This window comes from Actinomadura sp. J1-007 (assembly GCF_009793335.1).
GTDB lineage: Bacteria > Actinomycetota > Actinomycetes > Streptosporangiales > Streptosporangiaceae > Spirillospora > Spirillospora yumaensis.
On record NZ_WING01000003.1, the window covers coordinates 1,066,123 to 1,090,538 of the forward strand.

24 protein-coding genes and 1 riboswitch are annotated in these 24,416 nt (G+C 74.6%); of the genes, 12 read left to right on the forward strand and 12 right to left on the reverse strand.

The annotated features are described in order from the left end of the window. Window positions 1–139 precede the first annotated feature (139 nt). Window positions 140–934, forward strand: coding sequence for a serine/threonine-protein kinase (locus GEV43_RS46185; RefSeq protein ID WP_160826880.1), 795 nt, complete (start codon window positions 140–142; stop codon window positions 932–934). Between the two features lie 1,207 nt (window positions 935–2,141). Here the strand turns inward: GEV43_RS46185 and GEV43_RS46190 are convergent. Together GEV43_RS46190 and GEV43_RS53045 are read right to left on the reverse strand one after the other, a co-directional pair. Then, window positions 2,142–2,819, reverse strand: a complete 678-nt coding sequence (locus tag GEV43_RS46190) for a response regulator transcription factor (RefSeq protein ID WP_160826881.1) — start codon at window positions 2,817–2,819, stop codon at window positions 2,142–2,144. Further along, entirely contained in the window at window positions 2,816–3,940 is a 1,125-nt protein-coding gene (locus GEV43_RS53045) for a histidine kinase (RefSeq protein ID WP_160826882.1), read from the reverse strand. The genes GEV43_RS46190 and GEV43_RS53045 overlap by 4 nt, the downstream gene beginning before the upstream one ends. A 132-nt stretch (window positions 3,941–4,072) precedes the next feature. Here GEV43_RS53045 and GEV43_RS46200 point away from each other — a divergent pair, with 132 nt between their 5' ends. The 5 genes from GEV43_RS46200 to GEV43_RS53065 all read left to right on the forward strand — a co-directional run bounded on the left by GEV43_RS46200 (window position 4,073) and on the right by GEV43_RS53065 (window position 9,205). Continuing rightward, window positions 4,073–4,906 (forward strand): alpha/beta fold hydrolase, encoded by an 834-nt coding sequence (locus GEV43_RS46200; protein ID WP_160826883.1) that lies wholly within the window; start codon window positions 4,073–4,075, stop codon window positions 4,904–4,906. Continuing rightward, window positions 4,876–5,340 carry an alpha/beta fold hydrolase gene (locus GEV43_RS46205; protein ID WP_160826884.1) on the forward strand — a complete coding sequence of 155 codons (465 nt, stop codon included), beginning with the start codon at window positions 4,876–4,878 and terminating at the stop codon, window positions 5,338–5,340. Before GEV43_RS46200 ends, GEV43_RS46205 begins: the two co-directional genes overlap by 31 nt. Before the next feature lie 184 nt (window positions 5,341–5,524). After that, a riboswitch (S-adenosyl-L-homocysteine riboswitch) is annotated at window positions 5,525–5,601 on the forward strand. A 15-nt stretch (window positions 5,602–5,616) separates the two neighbouring features. Next, window positions 5,617–7,653: a homocysteine S-methyltransferase family protein gene (locus GEV43_RS53050; RefSeq protein WP_309240351.1), complete on the forward strand. Its 2,037-nt coding sequence runs from the start codon at window positions 5,617–5,619 to the stop codon at window positions 7,651–7,653. Continuing rightward, complete coding sequence (locus tag GEV43_RS53060) at window positions 7,551–8,408, forward strand: B12-binding domain-containing protein (RefSeq protein WP_309240352.1); 858 nt, start codon at window positions 7,551–7,553, stop codon at window positions 8,406–8,408. Before GEV43_RS53050 ends, GEV43_RS53060 begins: the two co-directional genes overlap by 103 nt. Beyond that, window positions 8,327–9,205 carry a vitamin B12 dependent-methionine synthase activation domain-containing protein gene (locus tag GEV43_RS53065; protein ID WP_309240353.1) on the forward strand — a complete coding sequence of 293 codons (879 nt, stop codon included), beginning with the start codon at window positions 8,327–8,329 and terminating at the stop codon, window positions 9,203–9,205. The genes GEV43_RS53060 and GEV43_RS53065 overlap by 82 nt, the downstream gene beginning before the upstream one ends. A gap of 66 nt (window positions 9,206–9,271) precedes the next feature. Here the strand turns inward: GEV43_RS53065 and GEV43_RS46215 are convergent, their stop codons facing one another. From GEV43_RS46215 to GEV43_RS46230, 4 genes are all read right to left on the reverse strand, one after another. Next, on the reverse strand, window positions 9,272–9,793 hold the full coding sequence (locus GEV43_RS46215; protein WP_160826885.1) for a DoxX family membrane protein: 522 nt from the start codon (window positions 9,791–9,793) through the stop codon (window positions 9,272–9,274). Window positions 9,794–9,976: 183 nt separating this feature from the next. Beyond that, on the reverse strand, window positions 9,977–10,987 hold the full coding sequence (locus GEV43_RS46220; RefSeq protein WP_160826886.1) for a CU044_5270 family protein: 1,011 nt from the start codon (window positions 10,985–10,987) through the stop codon (window positions 9,977–9,979). Further along, a complete protein-coding gene (locus GEV43_RS46225; RefSeq protein WP_206681756.1) occupies window positions 10,984–11,532 on the reverse strand; it encodes an RNA polymerase sigma factor in 549 nt (182 codons plus the stop codon). The genes GEV43_RS46220 and GEV43_RS46225 overlap by 4 nt, the downstream gene beginning before the upstream one ends. Window positions 11,533–11,768: 236 nt before the next feature. Then, window positions 11,769–12,479: a hypothetical protein gene (locus GEV43_RS46230; RefSeq protein ID WP_160826887.1), complete on the reverse strand. Its 711-nt coding sequence runs from the start codon at window positions 12,477–12,479 to the stop codon at window positions 11,769–11,771. Window positions 12,480–12,531: 52 nt separating this feature from the next. Between GEV43_RS46230 and GEV43_RS46235 the strand changes: the two genes are divergently transcribed. Then, on the forward strand, window positions 12,532–13,020 hold the full coding sequence (locus tag GEV43_RS46235) for a helix-turn-helix domain-containing protein (RefSeq protein ID WP_160826888.1): 489 nt from the start codon (window positions 12,532–12,534) through the stop codon (window positions 13,018–13,020). A 72-nt stretch (window positions 13,021–13,092) separates the two neighbouring features. Here the strand turns inward: GEV43_RS46235 and GEV43_RS46240 are convergent, their stop codons facing one another. Next, window positions 13,093–14,589: a sigma-70 family RNA polymerase sigma factor gene (locus tag GEV43_RS46240; RefSeq protein WP_160826889.1), complete on the reverse strand. Its 1,497-nt coding sequence runs from the start codon at window positions 14,587–14,589 to the stop codon at window positions 13,093–13,095. 320 nt (window positions 14,590–14,909) lie between these two features. On the opposite strand from GEV43_RS46240, the gene GEV43_RS46245 reads away from it, so the two are divergent. Then, window positions 14,910–16,553 (forward strand): GMC oxidoreductase, encoded by a 1,644-nt coding sequence (locus GEV43_RS46245; protein ID WP_160826890.1) that lies wholly within the window; start codon window positions 14,910–14,912, stop codon window positions 16,551–16,553. A gap of 204 nt (window positions 16,554–16,757) precedes the next feature. On the opposite strand, the gene GEV43_RS46250 is transcribed toward GEV43_RS46245, so the two are convergent. Both GEV43_RS46250 and GEV43_RS46255 read right to left on the reverse strand, forming a co-directional pair. After that, entirely contained in the window at window positions 16,758–17,237 is a 480-nt protein-coding gene (locus tag GEV43_RS46250) for a carboxymuconolactone decarboxylase family protein (protein ID WP_160826891.1), read from the reverse strand. Further along, window positions 17,234–18,316, reverse strand: coding sequence for a dihydrodipicolinate reductase (locus GEV43_RS46255; RefSeq protein ID WP_160826892.1), 1,083 nt, complete (start codon window positions 18,314–18,316; stop codon window positions 17,234–17,236). Before GEV43_RS46255 ends, GEV43_RS46250 begins: the two co-directional genes overlap by 4 nt. Window positions 18,317–18,451: 135 nt before the next feature. Here GEV43_RS46255 and GEV43_RS46260 point away from each other — a divergent pair, with 135 nt between their 5' ends. From GEV43_RS46260 to GEV43_RS46275, 4 genes are all read left to right on the forward strand, one after another. Continuing rightward, window positions 18,452–18,850, forward strand: coding sequence for a nuclear transport factor 2 family protein (locus GEV43_RS46260; protein WP_160826893.1), 399 nt, complete (start codon window positions 18,452–18,454; stop codon window positions 18,848–18,850). A gap of 261 nt (window positions 18,851–19,111) precedes the next feature. Beyond that, window positions 19,112–19,843: a DUF1778 domain-containing protein gene (locus tag GEV43_RS46265; RefSeq protein WP_302931522.1), complete on the forward strand. Its 732-nt coding sequence runs from the start codon at window positions 19,112–19,114 to the stop codon at window positions 19,841–19,843. Continuing rightward, window positions 19,843–20,193 carry an ATP-binding protein gene (locus tag GEV43_RS46270; RefSeq protein WP_160826895.1) on the forward strand — a complete coding sequence of 117 codons (351 nt, stop codon included), beginning with the start codon at window positions 19,843–19,845 and terminating at the stop codon, window positions 20,191–20,193. Before GEV43_RS46265 ends, GEV43_RS46270 begins: the two co-directional genes overlap by 1 nt. Window positions 20,194–20,238: 45 nt before the next feature. Then, a complete protein-coding gene (locus GEV43_RS46275; protein WP_160826896.1) occupies window positions 20,239–21,696 on the forward strand; it encodes a GAF and ANTAR domain-containing protein in 1,458 nt (485 codons plus the stop codon). Here GEV43_RS46275 and GEV43_RS46280 read toward each other — a convergent pair. The 3 genes from GEV43_RS46280 to GEV43_RS46290 form a co-directional block, all read right to left on the reverse strand. Beyond that, window positions 21,580–22,335, reverse strand: coding sequence for a GAF and ANTAR domain-containing protein (locus GEV43_RS46280; protein WP_309240354.1), 756 nt, complete (start codon window positions 22,333–22,335; stop codon window positions 21,580–21,582). The two genes, GEV43_RS46275 and GEV43_RS46280, sit on opposite strands and share 117 nt — an antisense overlap. A gap of 121 nt (window positions 22,336–22,456) precedes the next feature. Further along, window positions 22,457–23,209 (reverse strand): GAF and ANTAR domain-containing protein, encoded by a 753-nt coding sequence (locus GEV43_RS46285; protein WP_160826897.1) that lies wholly within the window; start codon window positions 23,207–23,209, stop codon window positions 22,457–22,459. A gap of 747 nt (window positions 23,210–23,956) precedes the next feature. After that, entirely contained in the window at window positions 23,957–24,346 is a 390-nt protein-coding gene (locus tag GEV43_RS46290) for a hypothetical protein (protein ID WP_160826898.1), read from the reverse strand. Window positions 24,347–24,416: the final 70 nt, after the last annotated feature.

A 24,416-nucleotide genomic window follows, 5' to 3' on the forward strand; every position in this document is an offset into this window, starting at 1 on the left:
GGCACGCCCGCGTTCCCGGGCGTTCGCCCGGCGGAAGGTGGCCGGTACAGGCAAGGCCGGCCGTCCCGAGCCCGCCGGGGCGTCCGGTCATCTAACCTCGGGTCGAGTTCGCCGACGAGCGAGCGCACCGGGAGCCGTGATGCAACGAGTCGTTCCCCTGGGGGCGCGGGACCCGCGTCGGATCGGCGCCTTCGACCTCCTCGGCAGGCTCGGCGCGGGCGGCCAGGGCGTGGTGTACCAGGGGCGCGCCGGCGACGGGACGATCGTCGCGGTCAAGGTGCTGCACGACGGGCTGGTCTCCGGCCGCGAGGACCGCGGCGCGCTGGCGAAGGAACTGGAGGTCGCCCGCCGGGTCGCGCCGTTCTGCACGGCCCAGATCGTCGCCGCCGACCTGGACGCCGATCCGCCGTACGTCGCGAGCGAGTACGTGGACGGCCCGTCCCTGCGGGAGACCGTCCGGTCGGACGGCCCGCGGACGGGCAACGCGCTGCACCGGCTGGCCGTCGCGACGGCGACCGCCCTGGTGGCGATCCACGAGGCGGGCATCGTCCACCGCGACCTCAAGCCGGCGAACGTGCTCATCGGGCCCGACGGCCCGCGCGTCATCGACTTCGGGATCGCCCGCATCGCCGAGGCGAGCACCACCGTGTCGGACGGGGTGATCGGCACTCCCGCCTACATGGCCCCGAGCAGGCCGCCGGGGCCCGGGTCGGGCCGGCGGCCGACGTGTTCGCCTGGGGCGCGGTCATCGCGTACGCCGCGCTCGGCCGCCCGCCGTTCGGCGACGGCCCGCCGCCGGCCGTGGTCGCCCGGATCGCGCACGGGGAGCCCGACCTCGGCGACCTGCCCGCCCCCATGCGCGACCTGGTGCTGGCCTGCCTCGCCAAGGACCCGGCGCTCCGGCCGACCGCGCACGCGCTCCTCATGCGGCTGATCGGCGCGCCGGGCAGGACGCCGCTGAACGAGATGCTGCGTTCCGCCCGGGACCTCGCCTCTCCCGACGCGCCGAGCCCGCCGCGTCCGACCGTCCTCCCGGCGCCTCCGCCGGGCCCGCCGCGGGGCCCGGGTCCGGGCGGGAACCCGTTGCCCGCGCGCGACTACACGTTGCCGCCGAGCACGGACGCCCGGTCGGACACGGACGCCCGTTCCGACGCGAACGCCCGGTCGGACGCGGAGCGGAGCCTCCCCGGCGCTCCTCCTCCGCCGCCCGCCCCTCCGGTACGGCCGACCCGGGCCGCGACCGCGCCTCCCGGGGACCGGCTGGTGGCCGGGCGGCCGTGGGCCGCGTCCCGCCGCGCCCCGAAGCGGACGTTCGCGCTGGCCGGCGCGCTGGTGGTGGGCGCGCTGACGGTGAGCGGCGTCGCGTTGCTGCAAGCGGTGCGGGACGACTACTACGTGGGCGAGGACAAGGGCGTCGTGGTCCTGTACCGGGGCAGCGCGAAGCCGGTCCTGGGGCTGAGCACGTCCCGCAAGGCGGACGCGAGGGACCAGGCGTCCCCGCCGATCGCCGTGGCAGACCTGCCGCAGGCGATGCAGCAGGCCGTCGCGCAGACCTACGAGGTGGAGGGCCCCTCCGCCCTGACGGCACTGCGGAACGCGGTCTGCAAGCACTCCCTCCAGGCCGCGAACGGCCGTGTCGCGATCATCAGGGGCAAGGGCCAGACCGGCTGCACGACGACGACCGTCCAGATGTCGACGATCGACGTCGCCGACCTGACCGTTCCCGACTCGACGGCCGTCGCCCAGGGCACGCTGGTCTTCACCGGGCGGAAGGCCGCCGAGAGCAAGCTCGCCGAGCTGCGGACGCGCATCGACAGGTGCCATTCGTCCTCGGTCCCGGCCTCCGACAAGGAATCCATGGGCTGCCGGAACTGAGTCCCTCCGCGCCGGCCGATCCCGGCGCCACAGCGCGGCGTTCCGGCGCGGTGGGGCGCGGCGATCCGGCGGGGCGCGGCGATCCGGCCCGGCGCGGCGCGGCGATCCGGCGGTGCGCGGCGTTGCGGCGGTGCGCGGCGTTCTGGCGCGGCGTTCCGGCCCGGCCCGGCATTCCGGCGCGGCCCGGCGATCCGGCGCGGCGATCTGACGCGGCCCGGCGATCCGACGCGGCGCTCCAGCGCGGTGGGGCGGTGCGGGGGGGCCGGTCAGTTGGCGGGGTCGTGGCCGGTGGGGTGGACGAGGCCGTGGTCGTAGGCGAAGACGACCGCCTGGATGCGGTCGCGCAGCTCCAGCTTGGCGAGGATCCGCTTGACGTGCGTCTTCGCCGTCGCCTCGGCGACGTGGATCTCCTTGGCGATCTCCGCGTTGGTCAGGCCGCGCGCCATCCGCAGCAGCACCTCGTGCTCGCGGCCGGTGAGCCGGTCGAGCCGCCGCCTGACGCGCGGTCCGGGCGGCGCGGGCGACGCGCGGGCGAACTCCGCCATGAGTCGCCGGGTCACCGACGGGCCGAGCAGGCCGTCACCGGCCGCCAGGGTGCGGACGCCCTCGATCAGCGTCTCGGGCGGCGTGCGCTTCAGCAGGAAGCCGCTGGCCCCGGCGCGCACGGCCGCGAAGACGTACTCGTCCAGCTCGAACGTCGTCAGCACCAGCACCCGCGTCGCGGTGCCGAGCGCGGTGATCTCGGTGGTAGCGGCCACGCCGTCGAGGATGGGCATCCGGACGTCCATCAGGACGACGTCGGGCTCCAGCGACCGGGCGAGCCGGACGGCCTGCGCCCCGTCGGACGCCTCGCCGACGACGGTGATGTCGGGCTGGGTGCCGAGCATCATGCGCAGCCCGCCGCGCATCAGCTCCTCGTCGTCGGCCAGCAGCACGGTGATCACGCGGGCCGTCCCGGGATCCGGGCGTCCACGCGCCAGCCGCCGGACGGGGCTGGGCCCGCCCGGAGCGTCCCGCCGAGCCGCCGGACGCGCTCGCGCATCCCGTTCAGGCCGCGGCCGGGGACGTGGGGGTGCGCGGCGTCGCCGTCGTCGGCCACCTCGATCACGATGCCCTCCTCGGTGCGGGCCAGCCGCACGGTTACGGCCGTCGCGGACGAGTGCCGCACGACGTTGGTCAGCGACTCCTGGACGACCCTGCGCACCGTCAGCCCCACCGGGTCCGGGACGTCGCGTAGGTCGCCGTCCACGGTCAGCCCGGCCCGCAGGTGCGCGGGCAGCCCGGCGACGAGGCCGCGCACGGACGCGGCCAGGTCGTGCGAGGGCGGCTCGGCTTCGAGCAGGCCGAGGATCTGGTCCAGGTCGGCCATCGCGGTACGGCCGACGTCCTCGATCCGCCCGAGGGACGCGCGGATCTCCTCGCGTTCGGTGCCGAGGGCGAGCCGCGCCGCCCCGGCGTGGGTGACCATGACGGTCACCGCGTGCCCGACCGCGTCGTGCAGTTCGAGCGCCAGCCGGGCGCGCTCGCGCGCCAGCGCGCGGCGCCGGTCGGCCTCGGCCCGTTCGCCCTCCCGCTCGCGCAGCGCCCGCGCCGCCGCCCAGCGCGAACGGCCCGCGTCCCCGGCCAGCCACGCGCCGCCGTGCAGCACCGCGGCGAGCACCAGCGACTCGCCGCTGCCGGCGCCGACCGCCGCGAGCGCCGCCGCGACCGGCAGCACCATGAGCTGGACGGTCCGCGCCCGCGGCCGGGTCTGCGCGACCATCGTCAGGCTCAGCGCGGACGCCGCCGACAGGTTGGTCAGGGGGTATCCGGCGACCGCGACGGCCACGGTCGCGGCGGCGGACGCGGCGAGCGCCGTCGCCGGGGCGAGCCTGCGGCCCGCGATCGCCGCGAACCAGACGACCGCGGCGATCCGCGCCACGGCCGGGCCGTGCAGGACCGAGGCGGTCACGTCGGACGGCCCGACGGGGATGGCCGCCGACACGTAGGCGACGAAGGCGTCCACGGCGATCCACCGCCACCTGCGGTCGGCCGTCCGGTCCGGCCGCCACCGATCGAGGTTCACGCCGCTCAGCGTACGGAACGCCCGCGCCGCCGTGATCGCCCGTGAGGAGGGCCGCGCGTACCCCCGGAGGGGTACGGGGCGCGTGCCCGCCGGGGGACGCCCGGACGGCCGCGCCGTTCCTACCGTCGCCGCATGACCAACGCATCCGCACCGTCGCTGTTCCGCCGCTTCGCCGGCTGGACGCTCGTCGCCGTCGCGGTGATCCTCGGGATCCCCGTCGCGGCCGTCTCGTTCTTCCTGGCCGCCGGGCTCGGCGCGCCCATCCCGCTCGCCACGGCGGGCGGGATGGCCGCAACCGTGGCCCTGTGCGGGGCCCTGAACGCCCTCGGCGCGCGGCTCGCGCTGCGCCGCCGCCGCGGCCTCGCCGCGGGGGTCGCCACGGGCTGCGTCGCGCTCGCCGTGACGGTCGCCTCCGTCCTGACGGTCTTCCGGCCGCTCGACTACAAGCCCGTGCCGCTGCCTCCGCAGGCGACCCGCTACTGGCAGTTGCCGACAGGCTCGCGCATCGCGTACACCTACACGCCCGGTACCGGACGGCGCGCGCCGTTCCCCGTCGTCCGCCTGCACGGCGGGCCGGGCACGCCCGGCGCCGGTCCGGACGACCTGGACCGCGAGCTGGCCGCGCGCGGCTTCGACGTCTACACCTACGACCAGCTCGGCTCGGGCCGGTCGCAGCGCCTGTCCGACCCCGCCGGCTACACGGTCGCCCGGCAGCTCGCGGACCTGGAGGCCATCCGGCGGCGCGTCAACGCGGCGCGCCTCATCCTCGTCGGCAGCTCGTGGGGGCGACCCTCGCCGCGCACTACATGGCCGCGCATCCGGGCAAGGTGGAGAAGGCCGTGTTCACCTCCCCCGGCGCGCTCTGGGCCCCCGAATGGGAGAAGAAGGGCGAGGGTGACATCTGGGACCGGCTCACGCCCCGGCAGCGCAAGCGCATGGACGAGCTGGAGGCGAGCCCCCGCCTGATCGCCTGGTCCCTGCTCATGGGCGTCCGGCCCCGCGCCGCGCACGCGCTGGTCCCGGACCGCGAGATCGACCCGCTGTTCGACGAGCTCCTGGCGACGGTCGGCTCGGCCGCCACCTGCCACCCCGAGCGCCCCCTGCACGAGGCGTCCTCGCGCGGCGGCTTCTACTCCAACCAGCAGACCTCCGACGACGCCCTCAAGACCCGCGATCCGCGTCCCGCGCTGCGCGCCTCCCGCACGCCCGCGCTCGTCCTGCGCGGCCAGTGCGACTACAAGCGGCCGGAGATCGCGCGCGAGTACGACGAGACCCTGCCGAACGCCACGTTCGTGCAGTTCCCGAACGCCGGGCACGTGATCGAGGCCGAGCAGCCGGCCCTGTTCCGCGGCACCGTCACGGCCTTCCTCACCGGCCGCCCCCTCCCCCGCGTCCGGTGACCTCCCCCGGCCGCGGCGCGTTCCGCCGCGTCGCGGCCCGTCCCGCCGCGCCCGTCCGTCCCGCCGTGCCCGTCCCTTCCGGTCGTCGAGCGCGAGTCGAGGGGGCGGTGCGAAGGTGCCGGAGTCGGACGGAGACGGATCGGTGTTCGAGGGCGGCGGGACGGGTCGGGTAAGGTCGGGAACGCCGGTCGAGAGGCGTTGCAACGGGCCGCGGGCCCGCCACGCTCGGCCGGACGTCGATCACCAAGGGCGCCTCCCACACACGGGAGGTGGCGGGTGAACACGTCGGCGCAAGCACTGCGCGAGGTCCTCGACCAGCGCATCGCGGTACTGGACGGCGCCTGGGGCACGGTGTTGCAGGGCGCGTCGCTGACCCCCGAGGACTACCGGGGCGAACGGTTCGGCGGGCATCCGTCGGACGTGACGGGCGACCCCGACCTGCTCAACCTGACCCGTCCGGACCTGATCCTGGACGTGCACCGGCGCTACCTCGCCGCCGGGGCCGACATCACCACCACCAACACGTTCACCGCGACGTCCATCGGCCAGGCCGACTACGGCCTGGAGCCGTACGTGCGGGAGATGAACCTGGAGGGCGCGCGGCTCGCGCGGCAGGCGGCCGACGAGGCCGGGGGCGCGTTCGTGGCCGGTTCGGTGGGGCCGCTGAACGTCACGCTGTCGCTGTCGCCGCGGGTGGAGGACCCCGCGTTCAGGGCCGTGACGTTCGACCGGGTCAAGGCCGCCTACGCCGAGCAGATCGCGGCGCTCGCCGAGGGCGGCGTCGATCTGCTGCTGATCGAGACGATCTTCGACACGCTGAACGCGAAGGCCGCGTGCGCCGCCGCCCGCGAGGTCGCCCCCGACCTGCCGCTGTGGATCTCGGTGACCATCGTGGACCTGAGCGGCCGGACGCTGTCCGGGCAGACCGTCGAGGCGTTCTGGACGTCGGTCGCGCACGCCGAGCCGCTGGTGGTCGGGGTGAACTGCTCGCTCGGCGCCGCCGAGATCCGCCCGCACCTGGCGGAGCTGGCCGGGATCGCCGGGGCCTACACCGCGTGCCACCCGAACGCCGGGCTGCCCAACGCGTTCGGCGGGTACGACCAGACGCCGGAGGAGACCGGCGCGCTGATCGGCGGCATCGCCGCCGAGGGGCTGGCCAACATCGTCGGCGGCTGCTGCGGCACCACCCCCGAGCACACCGAGCGGATCGCCGCCGCCGTGCGGGGCGCGGCCCCGCGCCGCAGGCCCGAGCGCGCCCCGCGCGCCCGGTTCAGCGGCCTGGAGCCGTTCGAGATCGGGCCCGACACCGGGTTCGTGATGGTCGGCGAGCGCACCAACGTGACGGGCTCGGCCCGGTTCCGCAAGCTGATCGAGGCCGACGACCACCAGGCGGCGGTGGACGTGGCGATGGAGCAGGTGCGCGGCGGCGCCAACCTGCTCGACGTCAACATGGACGCCGACCTGCTCGACGGCGCGCAGGCGATGACCACCTTCCTGAACCTGCTCGCGACCGAGCCCGAGGCCGCCCGCGTGCCCGTCATGGTCGACTCGTCCAAGTGGGACGTGCTGGAGGCCGGGCTGAAGGTCGTCCAGGGCAAGGGCGTCGTCAACTCGATCAGCCTCAAGGAGGGCGAGGACGCCTTCCTGGAGCAGGCCCGGCGGATCAGGTCGTACGGCGCCGGGGTCGTGGTCATGGCGTTCGACGAGGACGGCCAGGCCGACACGGCCGACCGCAAGGTGGAGATCTGCGGCCGCGCCTACGACCTGCTGACCGGGCGCGCGGGGTTCCCCGCCGAGGACATCGTGTTCGACCCGAACGTGCTGGCCGTGGCGACCGGCATCCCCGAGCACGACGGGTACGCGAAGGCGTTCCTGGAGGCGCTGCCGCGCATCAAGGAGCGCTGCCCGGGGCGCGGACGAGCGGCGGGATCTCCAACCTGTCGTTCTCGTTCCGGGGGAACGACGCGGTGCGGGAGGCGATGCACTCGGCGTTCCTGTTCCACGCCGTGCGCGCCGGGCTGGACATGGGCATCGTCAACGCCGGCCAGCTCGCGGTGTACGAGGACATCCCCGCCGACCTGCTCGAACTGGTCGAGGACGTGCTGTTCGCCCGCCGGGAGGACGCCACCGACCGGCTGGTCGCGTTCGCGCGGACGGTGGACGGCGCCGGGACGCGCCGCACCGTCGACCTGTCCTGGCGCGAGGCGCCGGTGGAGGAGCGGCTCTCGCACGCGCTCGTGCACGGCATCGTCGACTTCATCGAGGCCGACACCGAGGAGGCCCGCCTCGCGGCGGCGCGGCCGCTGGAGGTGATCGAGGGTCCGCTGATGGACGGCATGAAGATCGTCGGCGACCTGTTCGGCGCGGGCAAGATGTTCCTGCCGCAGGTGGTCAAGAGCGCCCGGGTGATGAAGCGCTCGGTCGCCTACCTGGAGCCGTTCATCGAGGCCGGGAAGGAGGCCGACGACGTCCGCCGCGGCAACGGCAAGGTGGTGCTGGCGACCGTCAAGGGCGACGTGCACGACATCGGCAAGAACATCGTCGGCGTCGTCCTCGGCTGCAACAACTACGAGGTGATCGACCTCGGCGTGATGGTCCCCGCCGCGAAGGTCCTCGACACCGCCGCCGCCGAGGGCGCCGACGCGGTCGGCCTGTCCGGGCTGATCACGCCGTCGCTGGACGAGATGGTCACCGTCGCCGCCGAGATGGACCGCCGCGGCCTGCGCCTGCCGCTGCTGATCGGCGGCGCCACCACCTCGCGCCAGCACACGGCCGTGCGGATCGCGCCCGCCTACGACGGGACCACGGTGCACGTCCTGGACGCCTCGCGGGTCGTCGGCGTCGTGTCCGACCTGCTCGACCCCGGCCGCGCCCGGGACCTGGACGCCGCCAACCGGACCGAGCAGCAGCGGCTCCGCGAGCAGCACGAGACCAGGCGGCGGCGCCCCTGCTGGCGCTGGAGCGGGCACGCGCCAACGCCGAGCGGGTGCCGTTCGGCGACCTGCCGGTCCCGGCGTTCACCGGCCTGCGCACGGTGGAGCCGTCGCTGTCCGAGCTGCGCGCCATGATCGACTGGCAGTTCTTCTTCCTCGCCTGGGAGCTGAAGGGCAAGTACCCCGCGATCCTCGACATGCCGGAGGCGCGCGAGCTGTTCGACGAGGGCAACGCCCTGCTGGACGACATCGTGAAGGGCGAGCTGCTGCGCCCGCGCGGCGTGTACGGGTTCTGGCCCGCGCACTCCGAGGGGGACGACATCGTCGTCGAGCCGCCCGGCGGCGGCCCCGTGCGGATGCCGATGCTGCGGCAGCAGACCGCCAAGCCCGAGGGCCGCCCGAACCGCTGCCTGGCCGACTACGTCGCGCCCGCCGGCGACCACGTCGGCGGCTTCGCGGTCTCCGTCCACGGCGCCGACACCCTGGCGGAGGGCTTCCAGGCCGACTACGACGACTACCGGGCCATCATGGTCAAGGCGCTGGCGGACCGGCTCGCGGAGGCGTTCGCCGAGTACGCCCACCTGAAGGCCCGCCGCGACTGGTACGAGCCCGACGCCGACCCGTCCCTGGAGGACCTGCACGCCGAGCGCTTCCGCGGCATCAGGCCCGCGTTCGGCTACCCGGCCAGCCCGGACCACAGCCTGAAGCGCGACCTGTTCGGCCTGCTGGACGCGCCGAGCCTCGGCATGGAGCTGACCGAGTCGTTCGCGATGACCCCGGCCGCGAGCGTCAGCGGGCTGCTGTTCGCCCACCCCGGTTCGCGGTACTTCACGGTGGGCCGCATCGGCGAGGACCAGGCCCTCGACTACGCCGGCCGCCGGGGCATGGACCTCGCCGAGGTCGAGCCCTGGCTGCGTCCCAACCTCACCTGATCCGCCCGTACGCCCGCGCCGCGCCCCGTTCGTACGGCGCGCGGCGCGGGCGTACGGCGGTGCGGGTCAGCGCAGGAAGGGGAAGCGGCGCACGACGGCGGTCCGCGACCAGGGGCGGGCGAGCCCCCAGGTCTCCCCCGCGTCGCTGAGCGCGAGCGAGATCAGGACGCCGGCGTAGATCCAGTGCTCGTCCATGAACGGGTTGGCCTCCGGCCAGAGGGACGCCGCCCAGAGCATCGCGATCAGCAGCGTCCCCCCGACGGCGGCGGCCCGCAGGCCGATCCCGAGGACCAGCGCGACGCCGAGCCCGATCAGCCCGAACATGTAGAGCGCGTCGACCCAGAGGGCGCCCGCCATGGCGTGGAACATGCCCTGGAACGGGCCGTCCACGCTGCTGAGGAAGCCTTTGGACGGGGAGGTGCCGTCCACCCAGCCCTCGGGGGCCGACTTCCCGAATCCGAGCAGCTTGTCGATGAAGGCCCAGAGGAAGATCCAGCCGAGGAAGATCCGGGTGGCCGCCCACGCGTAGCGGGCGGTGGGGGCGGCGGTGCGGTGCGCGGGGGGCCTGAGCGGGGTTTCGAGCGGCATCTGACGGCTCCTGGGGGCGGGGGCGAGAGCCTTTCGGAAAGTTAAGTTTCCTATTAATTTCCCGTTCTGACCAGAGCCGTGACCGATGTCGTGCGCACCGTCGCGCGTTCTCGGGCGGGACGGCCCCGCCGGCCGCCCGGGAACGCGACGGCCGGGGCGCGGGGCCCCGGCCGTCGGCGCCGGTCAGAGGCGCTGGCCCGGACGGTCCACGACGCCGGCCTTCAGGCGGGCCGACATGCTCTCGACCACGCCCTTCTTGAACGTCCCGCCATTGGGGAAGGTGTGGTCCTTGACGACGGTCGTGCGGTGGCCGCGGTAGGTGTACTTCACCGGGTCCAGGAGGATCTCCTCCTTGAAGGCCCCCTCCATGACGAGCGAGAGGCCGAGCGCGGGCCGCCCGAGCGCGTCCACCGCCTTGCGGTCGAGCCGGACGCCCGGGATCTTCGCCATCGCGCCGTAGACCGACGCCTCCTGCGCGGGCGGCAGCACCCCGTTGTTGCTCAGCAGGGAGGACAGCAGCTTGAACGCGGCCTCCCCCTTGGGGAAGGGCGCCGGCTCCTTGCGGGCCCACGCCAGCAGCGCGCCCGGGTCGCGCGGCAGGGCGGCGACGCCGGCGTAGTCGGTGGGCGGCATGCCGCCGCCGGACGGCGAGTTCATCAGCCTGCCCTTCTCCATGAACGCCATCCGCTTGCCGTCGGCCCTGGTCCAGATCCGTTCGACGGTCTTCTTCAACGGCTCGTCGGGCTTCCGCACCTGGCCCTTGGCGGGCAGGTCCGCCCGCCGGTAGCTGGTCTCGACGCAGATCCACTGGTCGGGGCGGGGCGCGGTGAACGGGCGGGACCGCGCGGCGGACGCGGCGCCCGCCAGCACGACCTGGGCGTCGGCCGCCGGGGCGCCGGGGAGGCCCGGCACGCCGGAGCGCGGCCGGCCCGAGCCGTCCGTCCCGCCGAGGTTCTGGACCACGGTGACCCCTCCCGCGACGGCGACGGCGAGGCCCCCGACCGCGACGAGCCGCACGGCCGTGCGGCGGGGCGCGAACCGGCGCCGTCCCGCCGGAGCACCGGGCGCGGACGCGGTGACGCGGGCGAACGCGGCGCGGCCGGTCGCGTCCCGTCCCGAACCGGCCACGTCGTCGCGGGCGACCGGGTTCGCCGGCGCGAGCAGCCGGCGGACTTCCTGGACGTCGTCGTTCATGACTGCGAGCTCCTCTGGAGGGTCATCGGGTGGAGGCGCTGGTCGTCGGTGTCGAGTTCGGCGAGGACGGCCGCGAGGCGCCGCCGGGCGCGGTGCAGCCGCACCGAGAACGTCTTCGCCGAGCATCCGGCCACGACCGCGGCGTCCTTGGCGTCGAGCTCCTCCCAGCCGACGAGCTGGAGGGCCTCGCGGTCGCGGGCGGAGAGCCGCCGGAGGGCCGCGCCGATCCGGCCGCCCTCCGCGAGCCCCGCCGCCACGTCCGCCGCGGGCTCGTGCGTGCCGCGGTCGTCCCGCAGCCGGCCCCAGAGCAGGCGGCGCCGGCGGTGGCCGCGCGCCTCGTTCGCCAGGGTGTTGCGGGCCACGTGCAGCAACCACGGGAACGGGCGGTCGGCCGGGAGGTCGTCCCGGCGCCGCCAGGCGACCAGGAACGTCTCCGCGGCGACGTCCCGCGCCGTCTCGTGGTCGACCCGCCGTGCCGCGTAGGCGAGGACGTCGTCGTAGTGCGCGTCCCACAGCTCGGCGAACCTACTGTCCGCATCTGGCACGGTGCCTCCAATCCTGTTGTCGTGTCACCTCCAGATGTCCGGCAACTCCGCGATCACTACACCGCGGTCGGAAACGGTCGCCCGCCGGGTCCCGCGCGTCCGGTCGCCATCGAAGCCGGGCGGCGTCCGCCCCGGAGACCGTCCTTCCGCTGCGGTTCTGAGAAATCTTGCCAAAACTCCGTAATCCCGCTGTGGTTCCGACGTCTCTGGAACACGTCGTTCCAGCGAAGGAGATCTCATTGTCTGACCGCAGTCAGGTGGTCCGCCTTCCCGTGCGCCGGATCGAGCTCGGCTTCTCGTTCGAGGACGCGGCCCGGATCGCCAGCGACCTTCGCGGGCATGTGCCCGGCATCGCGGACGAGGCGGTGCGCCGCATCGAGAGGCAACTGCCGGAGTACGCCCGGCCGCAGGACCACCGGTACTCCAAGGCGCTCGGCCTGGGCGTCGCGTACGCCATCGGCCACTTCCTGGACCTGATGGCCGACCCCGACGCGAACTCCGGCGAGATCCTGGAGTTCTGGCGGCGGGTCGGCGCGGGCGAGGCCGGCGAGGGCCGGACGCTGGACGCCTGGCAGGCCGCGACCCGGATCGGGGCCGGGGTGGCGGTCGAGCGGCTCACCGAGCGCGCCGAACGGCTCGGCCACCGGGCGAGCGCGGCCACCATCGCGGGCATCACCAACGCGGTCTTCGGCTACCTCAACCAGCTCGCCGTGGCCGTCGCCGAGGGGCACGCCGAGGCCGAGGCGCGCGCGGCGGGCACCCGCGAGGACCGCAGGCGGCGCCTGGTCGACCTGCTGCTCGGCGGCCCCGACGTCAAGGACCTGCGGGGCCTGGCGCACGAGGCGGACTGGCCGCTGCCCCGCAGCGTCGCCGCCGTCGCCCTCCAGGAGCGCGGGTCCGACGCCCGGCACCCCGCGCTGCTGCCCGACGTCCTGCCCGGCCTGCACCTCCCCGAGCCCTGCCTGATCGTCCCGACCCGACGGTCCCGGCCGCGGCCGGATGCTCGAACGGCAGCTCCGCGGCTGGACGGCCTCGATCGGCCCGACGGTGGGCGTCACCGAGGTGGCCAAGTCGCTGCGCTGGGCCCGGCACGCGCTGGAGCTGGCCGGCCAGGGGCTGATCGACGGCGCCAAGCCCATCGCCGCCGAGATGCACATGCCGATCATCGTGATGATGCAGGAGCGCGAGCTGGTCGAGCGCGCGATCGAGCGCAGGCTCGGGCCGCTGCTCGGCGTCCGCCCGGCGCAGCGCCACCGGCTCGCCGCGACGCTGCTGACCTGCCTGGAGTGCGGGTTCAACGCCACCGAGGTCGCCGGGCGGCTCCACGTGCACGCGCAGACCGTCCGCTACCGCATCCGGCAGTTGGAGAACCTGTTCGGCGACACCATCCACGCCTCCGCCGGGCGCCTGGAGCTGCACATGGTGCTCCAGGCGTGGCTCACCCTCAACGCCGAGCCCATCGCCGGCGACCAGCTCAGCTACGGGTGACCCCGGACCGTTCCGCGGCGGACGGGCGCGCGCTGGCCGGGTCCCCGGCCGGGCGCCGGGCGGGCCGGGGCGTCACTTCTTGGACTGCTCGACGGCCCAGCCCTGGGCGGCCATCCCGGAGAACGACGACGACTTCAGCGTCACCGGTTGCAGGCCCGAGTAGCTGGCCTGGAGGTACCAGCCGGCGCCGTTCGACAGGCGGTAGACGGCGGGGGCGAAACGCACGAGATTCCAGACCTGGTGCGCGCCGCCGCACGGGGCCGTGGTCACGGCGTACTCGGTGCTGCCCTCCCAGGGGACGGACGCGGACGGCTTCCCGCGGGCCAGGCACTTGCCGTTGGACGCGCTCGTCAGGGTGAAACCGCCGCCGGCGTTCTTGCGCTTCCACGCGGTGGCCGGGTCGGTGCAGGAGCGCTGCCGGACCGACGCGCCGACGGGCGCCAGGCAGGAGAACAGGGTCGTGTTGCGCACGCGGTAGCCGCCGCCGGACGCCGCCGCCGCGCCGCCCTTCCGCTTTTTCGCGGGCTTGATGCCCTTCGGCCCCGCGGGCCGTTCGCCGTCGCTGCGCGCCGACTCCTGCCGCTTCGACGCCGACGGGGCGGGCGTGGGCGCGGGAGCGGGCGGGACGGCGGCCGAGGCGGGCGGCGCCCCGGCGTCCGGCGATCCCGCCGTCCCGCCTCCGCCGCCGAACGTCATGAACAGGACGACCACGACCACCGCGGCGGTCCCGGCCACCCCGGCGTGCACGGCCCACCCGGGCGCGGACGCCGCGCCATGCGACAGGGCGTCCAGCGAGACCGTGGGCGCGCCGAGCACCACGGCGCCGACCGGGAGGCAGCGCCGCAGCCGCCCGTTCAGATCGGCCATCTCCTGCGCCGCGAGCCGGCAGCGCTCGCAGGAGTCGAGGTGCTCGCGCAGCGCCCGGCTGCGGCGCCGGCCCGGGCGGCGCAGGCTCGCGGCGAGCTGCGCGGTGAACTCGGCGCAGTCGGGATGGCCCTCGCAGCTCGCGACCAGGAACGCCTGCCGCAGCCCCTCGCGCGCCCGGAACGAGAGCTGAGCCACCGCGCCGGACGTCATGCCGAGCAGCTCGGCGACCTCCTGGGCCGGCTCGTCCTCGACGACCGTGTGCCAGAGGACGGTCTGCCACCGCTCCGGCAGCGACCGGAAGGCGCGGACGGCCGCGTCGAGCTCGTCCACGTCGGGAGGGTCGTCGGTGCTCGCGTCGGCCCACGCGGCGACCTCGTCGGTCACGACGGTGCGCCGCCCCGCGCGGGCCCAGTCGACGGCCGCGTTGCGCACCACCGTGTAGAGGTACGGGCGGCAGCCCTCCTGCGGGCCCTTGCCCTGGCGCAGCGCGGCGAACGTGCGGACGAACGCCTCGCTCGTCAAGTCCTCGGCCGTGTGCTGGTCGCGGACGAGCCCGCGCGCGTACCCCAGCACCGCCGTGTGATGCCGCCGGTACAGCTCGCCCGACGCCCGCTCGTCGCCCGTGCCGACCGCCGCCGCCAGGTCGGCGTCCGACTCCGTCCCCGCGCCCGTGACCACCACGCCATCCAACCCAACGCTCATCGGTCATCACAACCCTCATCCGCAACGATCCGCCGCCTCGCGGACGCGCCCGGACCCGAGGGACCACCTACTGAGTAGACGCGCGGGGGCCGGGTGCATTACGCGGTTTCGCGAACGAGATTCGGCGGCGCCCCGGAGGAGAGCCCGACCGGGGCGCGGCGGGACGCGGCGGGGGCGCGGCGGGGGGCGCGGCGGGGGCGCCGGAGCAAACCGTTACGCCCTGGGCCAGGATCGGACAAAAGTTACTTATGGGTAAGTAGTGACTTGCCCGACCACCATGTAGAACATGTTCTCACTCGACAGAGAGTGAGGTAAGTCACATGGGTGACTCCACCAAGCAAGGCTTGGGCTCCAGCGGCCTATCGCGGCGCGGATTCATTGCTGGAACGAGTTCTATCCTCGGGGTCGCGGCGCTCGGCGGGCGCGCCGGCGCCGCGGTCCGCACGGCCGTCCCCGCCACCGCCCCGATCGGCGACGGCGCCCGCGTCCCCGCGCTGGTGATCGGCACCGGGTACGGCGGCTCGGTCGCCGCGCTGCGCCTCGCGCAGGCGGGCGTCAACGTGCACATGGTCGAGATGGGCATGGCCTGGGACACCCCCGGCCCGGACGGCAAGATCTTCGCCAACACCACCAACCCGGACGCCCGGTCGTACTGGCTCCGCACCAAGACCAAGCAGCCCCTCAGCAACTTCCTCGGCTTCCCGATCGACCGGAGCATCCCCCGCCACACCGGCATCCTCGACGCCGAGGAGTTCAGCGGCATCACCGTCTACCAGGGCCGCGGCGTCGGCGGCGGGTCGCTGGTCAACGGCGGCATGGCGGTCACCCCGAAGCGGGAGAACTTCGCCGCCATCCTCCCCTCGGTGAACGCCGACGAGATGTACGGCACGTACTACCCGCGCGCCAACGCCGCCCTCGGCGTCGCCACCATCGACCCGGCCTGGTTCGACACCGCCGACTGCTACCAGTACGCCCGGGTCGGCCGCAAGCACGCGCAGCGCTCGGGCTTCCCGTTCGTGTTCGTGCCGACCGTGTACGACTGGGACTACATGAAGCGGGAGGCGGCGGGAACGGTGCCGAAGTCGGCCCTGGCCGGCGAGATCCTCTACGGCAACAACCACGGCAAGAAGTCGCTCCAGAAGACCTACCTCGCCCAGATCCGGGCGACCGGCAAGGTCACCATCTCGCCGCTGCACCGGGTCACCTCGGTGTCCCCGGCCGCCGGCGGCGGCTACACGGTCGCGATCGACCAGCTCGACACCTCCGGCGCGACGACGGCCACCAAGACCGTGACCGCCGACCGGGTGTTCTTCGCGGCGGGCAGCGTCGGCACCAGCAAGCTGCTGGTCAAGCTGAAGGCCACCGGCGCGCTGCCCGGCCTGAACGGCGAGATCGGCAAGGGCTGGGGCGACAACGGCAACGTCATGTGCGGCCGCGCCAACCACCTGTGGGACCCGACGGGCAGCCTCCAGGCGTCCATCCCGACGGGCGGCATCGACAACTGGGCGGCGGGCGGCGCGTTCGCCGAGGTCGCGCCGCTGCCGACCGGGATCGAGACGTACGCCTCGTTCTACCTGTCGATCACCAAGAACCCGCACCGGGCCGAGTTCTCCTGGAACGCCGCGGCGGGCCGGGCCGACCTGAACTGGCAGGCGTCCTGGAAGCAGCCGTCCATCGACATGGCCAAGACCATCTTCGACAAGATCAACAAGAAGGAGGGCACGATCTACCGGACCGACCTGTTCGGGACCTACAAGATCTGGGGCGACCACCTCACCTACCACCCGCTCGGCGGCGCGGTGCTGAACAAGGCCACCGACAACTACGGCCGCCTGCACGGCCACCCGGGGCTGTACGTCATCGACGGCGCGCTGATCCCCGGCAACACCAGCGTCAACCCGTTCGTCTCCATCACGGCGCTCGCCGAACGGAACATCGAGAAGATCATCGCCACCGACCTGTGACGATGGCCTGATGTGGAAGCCGGCCACGGGCGCGTGTGGCCGGCCGGTCCGCGGAACGCCCCGCCCCGCCCCGGACCGCCGCGGAACGCCGCGCGGAACGCCCCGGACCGCGCCGAACGCCCGGCTCCCCGGACGCCCCGCTCCCCGGACGCCCCGCTCCCCGACGCCCGAACGCTCCCGACGACGCCCGGCGGCCCTGCCGCCTCAGGGGCGGGGGAGCATGCACATGGTGTCGAGGCCGAGCACGTGGTTGAGCCGGCCGAACGCCAGCCACGAGCCGATGCTCATGCTCAGCTCCACGATCTCCAGCTGGCTGTAGCGCGCCGACATCCGGTCCCAGAACTCCTCGTCCAGCCCGTGGTGGTCCAGCGCGTACCGTTCGGCGTACTCGGCGGCGAGCCTGGTCCGGTCGTCGAACGCCTCGGTCGTCCGCCACTCGGCCACCGCGTCGGCGAACCCCTCCTCGACCTTCTCGCCGTCCCGCTCGGTCCGCCAGTCGAGGCAGAAGACGCACCCGTTGATCTGCGCGATCCGCAGCCGCGCGGCCTCGAACTCGCGGAGCCCGAGGGTGGTGTGCGCGTAGACCGCCAGCGAGAAGTTCGCGGCGGCGGGCCCGATCCCGGGGACCATCTCCCCCCACACGTACTCGATCGCGTCCTTGCCCTCGGGGATGTCGATGTTCATGGTCGTCTCCTTCCGAGCCGGCCGGCCGCGGGGCGCAGCGGGACGTCGAGCGCGTCGTAGAGCCCCGGTTCGGCGTCCACGAGCCAGTCGATGGCGCTCACCAGCCGGCCGACCGCGGTGGCGTTGCCGCCCGCGGCCCGGTTGCCGGTCTCGTCGGTGGCCTCGACCGTGACCTCGATGCGCGGCACGCCCTCGATGACCACCCGGTGCGCGCCGTCGCCGCCGCCGGGCGGCACCGGCCAGTCCGGCGCGCACGACGCGTGGATGCGGGTGACGTGCTCGATGACGATGCGCGGCTCGCCGTCCACGACGCCCTGCACCTCGAAGCGCACCGCGCCCTGCGTGCCCGCCTCGAACTCCCCCATCGACGGGGTGGTCACCGCGGCGTCCAGGGGGCGGCGGTCGACGGTCTCGCGGACCTCGTCCAGCTCGACGCCGAGGGCCCGCGCCATCAGCCGCACCTGGCCGCCCCACACCATGCTCGGGACGGTCGGCGCGAGCATCGGCGGCTCGTAGTCCATCGGCTGGCCCATGCCGACCAGGTACCGGACCGAGTCCGGCTGGTCGTAGGTCGAGTAGTCGAAGATCTCCTGGCAGCGGACCACGTCCACGGTGGTGCCGAGCCCGCTGACCAGCAGCGGCAGCACGTCGTTGCCCCAGCCCGGGTCCACGCCGGACACGAACAGCGAGCCGCCGCCCTCCTTCACGGCGGCGAGGACCGGGTCCCGCGTCTCGGGCGGGGCGCCGCGCTGGTCGTAGAGCGCGTACAGCGCGGGGGTGACGACGACCGCGCCCGCGCGGACCGCCCTGACGATGTCGGCGAGCGCGTCGTCCGGGCGGACGTCGCCGGACGCCGCGTACACCACCGCGCCCGGCCGGGCGCCCAGCACCGCGTCCGCGTCGCGGGTCGCCGCGACGCCGAGGTCGCGGCCGAGCCCGGCGAGGTCGCCCGCGTCGCGGCCCGCCTTGCCCGGGTCGTGGACGATCACGGCCGCGAGTTCCAGCGCCGGGTGGGCGTCGACGGCGCGGATGGCCAGCCGGCCGACGTTGCCGGTGCCCCAGACAGCCGTGGAGATCATGCGCCGGAGAGTAACAAGCGCTTGGTCAGAGGTACAGCCTCGCGCCGCGCGCCGGGCGGCCACTTCCGGACGTTGTACGGCGCGGGCATAGTCTCTGACCCATCCGTTCGACGATTTGCCTGGAGAGGTGGCGGGATGAACCCCTTCCGCGCGGCCGTGGAGGCCGGCGACATGGACGCGGTCGTGGCCCTGCTCGCTGAGAACGTCGTGTTCACGAGCCCGGTCGCGTTCAAGCCGTACCCCGGCAAGCCGATCACCGCGGCGATCCTGCGGGGCGTGTTCCGGGTCTTCACCGACTTCCGCTACGTCCGCGAGATCGGCGACCCGGCGGGGAGCGACCACGCGCTGGTGTTCAAGGCCAAGGTCGGCGACCGGGAGATCGAGGGCTGCGACTTCCTGCACTTCGACGGCGACGGCAGGATCGACGAACTCACGGTGATGGTCCGGCCGCTGTCGGCGGCCCAGGCCCTCGCGGAGGCCATGGGCGCCCAGTTCGACCGGATCGAGCGCGAGGCGCTCGCCGCGGACCGCTGACCTGGGGCGGAGCCGCGCCATTCCCGCGTGCGGCGCTCGCGGCTCCGCGCGCGTTCCCGACGTGGCCGCGAACGGCTTTCGCGGGAGCGATTGGAGCACGTCCTCGCGGGTAAATCGGTTGCCGACAGTGGGCCCATTGCGGTGACGCGGAACTGCATCGTCGGTCCATTGCGGGCGATCGCTCCGGCCCCTGGTGTTGCCCGAGTCCGTTCGACTGACGGCTCAGGTGAGGACGTGATGGTTCCCAGGCGGCTCAGGCCGATGCCCGGCCCGGCGGACGTGTCGGGGGCGGCCGTCCCCGGCTCGGACGGCGCGCGTTCCGACTCCGCGGAACGGAGCGGGCGTGAGAATTCCGAAGAACGGTCCGAACGGTGGCGCCTGAATGCCGACGAGGCGCAACTCGAAGTGCTCACGGCCGCCGCGGCCTTGAACGGGAAAAGCGTCTCGGCCTATGTCATGCAAGTGGCGCTCGCCCGCGCCCGGCAGGACCTCGCGACGGCGGGGACGACGGAAACGGCGGAGAACGAGCCGCTCGGCGTTCGTTCGCCCGGCGCTACGGCGGATGTCGCCGTTCCGGACGATGCCAAGGCGACCGGCCACACGTGGGCCGGGGACGCCGCGGACGACACCCGGACGGCCGGGGCGGGCCCGAACGCCGCGGGAGCCGCGGTGACCCGTTCCCACGTGTGCGGCGCCGGCGGCGTCGCGGTCGCGGGCGGCGCCGGCGGGCCGGCCGAGCCGGTGACGGCGCTGGTGGAGGCCGCGTCCTCCGGGGCGCGGCGAGCGGCCGCCGTGCCGGAGGACGAGCCGTTGGAGGCGGCCTCACGGGCGGCGGCGCTGGAGGCCCGGCTGGCACGGACGGCGGCCGGGCACGCGGCGGACCTGGTGCGCAGGGACCTGATGCACGCCGACGCGGCGGCTCGGGCGCGGGTCGTCGTGCACGAGCTCTGGCGCGCGTGGGGCTGGGGGCGCTGGCCGACGAGGGGATGCTGATGGCCAGCGAACTGGTCACCAACGCCTTCGTGCACGGCGGGGGCGACACGGTGACGTTGAGCCTGGGCATGGCGCGGGACCGCGGCGAGGTGGTGTGCGGCGTCGGGGATTCGAGCCCGGCCCCGCCCCGCAGCGGCCGCGCGGCCGACGACGAGGAAGGCGGCCGGGGCCTGGCGCTGGTCGCGGCGATGGCCTCGTCCTGCGGGTGGTACCGGGTCGAGGGCGGGAAGGTGGTGTGGTTCTCGCAGCGGGCGTCGGATGGCCCCGGTCCGGCGCGGCCCGCCCGTTTCCCCGCGGGGAGCTGCCTGCCGCATCCGGTGCTCGCCGGAGGAGCGCGGGAAGCGCCCTAGGGCCTACGGCCCGGCGGCGGAGTGCGCAGGGCATACGGTTGGGGCGTGGAGCGTCGACAGCGTGCCTGGCGGTACGCGATCGAGCGGGCGGCCGAGACCGGCGAGTGGCCGGTGACGGTGGCGCGGGCGTGCGCGGTGGCCGTCCCGGTGCTCGGCGTCGACGGCTTCGGGGTGACCCTGGTCGTCGGTCCGCGCCTGCGGGAGATGGCGGGCACGTCGGGACCGGTCGGGACGTTGGTCGAGGAGTCGCAGCTCACGGTCGGCGAGGGCCCGTGCACCGACGCCTACACCACGCTCGAACCGGTCCAGGTGCCGGACGTGGAGGCCGCGCGCGACCGCTGGCCCGGCTGGGTGCCGATGGTCGCGGGGCGCGACGTCGGCGCCGTGTTCGCGTTCCCGTTGCAGGTGGCGGGCGTACGGATCGGCGTCGTCGACTTCTACCGCGCCACGCCGGAACCGCTGGGCGAGGACCGGTTCGCGGAGGCCGTCGCGTTCGCCGACGTCGCCGCCGGAGTGGCGTTCCGAGGCCACCCGGCGCCCGGGACGCTGACCGGACTGGACGGCACCGAACCGCCCCACGGGTTCCCGCGGGTGGTCCACCAGGCGTGCGGCATGCTGGCGGCGATACTGGAGGTCGGGGTCGACGAGGCGTGCGCCCGCCTGCGCGCCTACGCCTACCTGCACGAACAGCCCCTCACCGACCTCGCCGGCCAGGTGGTGAGCCGCACCTTCCCCCTCAAGACGGCGAGCAGCCCGGCCCCACCTCTGACCCCTGCCCCGCCCACCCCACCAGCCCGCGCAGCAAAACACCTGGCAAGGACCGGAGCCAAACGAACGACGCGGCACGAACGACGCGAGCGACGCGGGCGGTGCGGGCGGAGCGAATGGCGCAGGCGGCGCGGACGGGCGGCGCGGACGACGCGAGCGATGCGGGCGGCGCGGGATGGCGCAGGCGGCGAGGAGTGGCGCGGCGCAAGCGGAGGGGGCGGCGCGGACGGCGCGAGCGATGCGGGGCGCGGGATGGCGCGGACGGTGCGGAGTGACGCGGCGCAGGCTGCGCGGCCGGCGCGGTGCGGTGCGAGTGATGCGGAACGGCGCGGCGCGGGCGGCGCGGAGCAGCGCGGAGCAGCGCGGCGCGGTGCGGCGCGGTGCGGCGCGGTGCGGCGCGGTGCGGCGCGGTGCGGCGCGGTGCGGCGCGGTGCGGCGCGGTGCGGAACGGCGCGGCGGGGGGATGGACGTGTGGCCGGGCGGGGGGATGGACGTGTGGTGCAGGCGGGGCGGGCTGCGCGGCGCGAAAGAGCGAACGATGCGAGGTCGGCGTGGACGGCACGGCACGGCGCGGCGCGGGGTGGGGCTGACGGGGTGGGGTGGGTGCTGTCGCTCGGGTCAGCGGTCGGCGTGGTCTGGGGGGTCGATCAGGTCGCCGGGGTCGAGGGTGCGGGTCACGATGCCGTGGGCGATGTCGGTGAGGCGGCCGTTGTGGCTGCGGGCGTAGTCGCGTAGCGCGGTGAAGGCGCGCTCCATCGACCACACGTGCCGTTCGGCGAGCACGCCCTTGGCCTGCTCGATGATGATGCGGCTGGTGAGGGCGGTCTGGAGCTGCTCGGCCAGCACCTCGCCCGCGCGTACGGCGCGTTCGTGCAGCAGCCCGATGGTGGCGATGTCGGCGAGCGCCTGCCCGAGTTCGACGGTGACGGGAGCCAGCTCCCCGGGCTCGGTGCTGAAGAGGTTGAGCGCTCCGATCACCTCGTGGCGCAGCCTCATCGGCAGCGCGCTGACGGCGGAGAACCCGCAGCCGACCGCCTCCTCGGCGAACCGTCCCCACAGCCGCCTGGCCTCGGGTCCGGTCAGGTCGGCGCAGTGCACGGCCTCGCCGGAACGGAAGCAGTCCAGGCAGGGGCCCTGCTCGTTCTGCAACTGGAACAGCTCCAGCAGGCGGGACTGCTCGCTGGAGGCCGCCATCAGCGCCAGGTTGCCGCGCTGGTCGGTCACCAGCAGCCCGGAGGCCTGGACGTCGAGCAGGTCCACAGCGCGCTCCGCCAAACCGTGCAGGAAGTCCATGACGTCGAAGTCGGAGACGAGCGTGTCGGCGAGTTCGACGAACGCTCTGATTCCCGGCAGCTCGGCACGGTGCGACTCCACTCACGCAGACTACGCCACGCACGGTGGTGGCATCGATCCTGCCAGCATTGGAACGGCTGCCGTCACCGCGAGTCACCGAATACCGACGCGCGCGGGAGGCGGGCGGCGCCGGGCGCACCCGTCAATCCCGGCCGTTCGGCCGCCGGGTGAGGGGGTCGGGGGCGAACCGCAGGGCGCGTTCCACCACGCGCCGGGCCACCTCGGACAGCGCCATGTCGTGGGCGAACGCGTGGGCGCGCATCCGCACCAGCGCCTCCTCCACATCGGTGTCCAGTTGCACCGACACCATTCCCGCCGCCTGGTGCACCTGCGCGCCGAGCGCCAGTGACTCGACCGGCAGCACCCCGGCGTCGGCGCCGCTCTCGACCGTGGTGTCCCTGGCGCGCTCGTCGAGCAGCAGCGCGAGCGCCGCGTCGGCGAAGAAGAAGGCGCGGCCTTGCTCGACGTCCGACAGCGGGCCGGGACGGGCTCGCGCCAGCACGAGCACGCCGACCCGCACCGCGCCGGTCGCCAGCGGGAACGCGAACACCGCGCGGACCTCGGAGTTGCGCGCGACCGCCGTGAACAGCGGCCACCGCCGGCCGCACGCCGCGCTGGACAGGTCGGCCGCCAGGACCGGCGCGCCGGTCGTCACCGCCTCGACGCACGGGCCGTCGCCGCTGGTGAGCTGGGCCTCCAGCAGGCGGCGGGCCAGTTCGCCGACCACGTGCGTCGGTTCGAGGCGGCCTCCGGCGAGCAGCGAGAGCCCCACGCCGGTGACCGCGATGGAGTCGGCGCACGCGAGGCACACGTCCTGTGCCGCCATCCGCCCGCCGCGCCGGCGCGCGGACTCGGCGATCAGGCCCCAGGCCGCCGTCTGCTCGTCGCTGACCACCAGTGGAGACCGCCTGCCGGTTGATGTGACTCCGCGAAGAACCCACGACTACCGTACGCCGCGGCAACCAGCCAGGACGCCCGTCCCCGCCCGTACGTGATCATCGCTGTACGGACGGCGGCGGCGGGTCCGGCGGACCGCGGCGGCGGTGTCCGGCGCAGGGGCCGTGACGGCCGCCGCGGCTCGGTACGAAGCGCGTGCGGGCCCGTCGCAGGAGTGCCGCGGGCACCCGCCGGGAGCGGACGAACAGGGGGTCGGCCGCGGGTCGCCGCAAGGCTTCGTTCGGTGCCGTCCCGCGACGGGAATGGTGAAATCAGGGTCGGGCCTGGGCGCAGGGATGCCCAGACCCGACCCCTACCTCCCCCACTACGAGCCCGCAATTGTCCCCTTTTTGCGGCACTCCTTTGTTGGGGCAGGATTCGTCCCTCCCGGCCGCGGAAGGCGCGGCGCGCCGGAGGGCGACGGCACTGGTCAGCCTGTCAACGGTACGTTCGGCGACCTGGGGTTTTGTCGGGAGCGGGAGCTGATTCCCACACACTGTAAGCAACCCGCTACGGCGGCGCCACCCATTCCAACAACACCGCCATTGATAATTATTGACGGCGTTCGGGCGGGGGTGGACGGAAAATAATGGCCCGAATGAATGCCGCCGATAGTGGCTCGGGAAAGGACCACCACGTCCCGGCCCCACGGCGAACCATGCGAAAGGGGGTCAGCCCGTTGCCCTGGCCGCGGTGGACGTGCCGGTCAGCGGCGTCCTCGGCCGTGGGCCGTGCGCGCGGCGGCGCGGGACGGCTTCCGGCGGGCGGCGTCGGCGCGGTAGAGGCGGCCCGACGCGGCCACGGTGCGGTTGGCCACGGTGCAGACCTTGCTGCCGACCGCGGCCGCCGCGCGGGCCCGCGCCCGCGCGGTGCGGCGCTTGGCGAACCAGGCCAGCCCGAGGAACGGCGAGCCGGTGACCATGTAGACGCCCATCAGCATCAGGCCCTCGCTCCAGGTGCCCTGGAGCAGGTAGGCCAGCCCGAACACGCCGGAGGCGACCGACGTCACCGCCAGGCCGCACGCGGCCACGCCCGCGACCGCGCCGCCCGCGCCCACGGCGATGGCCCGCATCCCCCACCACAGCGCGTTCCTCATCCCCTCGGGCCGTTCGGTCGTCGGTCCCGATCGCGCCACCACTGCCGCCCACCAACTCTCGTCGCTCGCC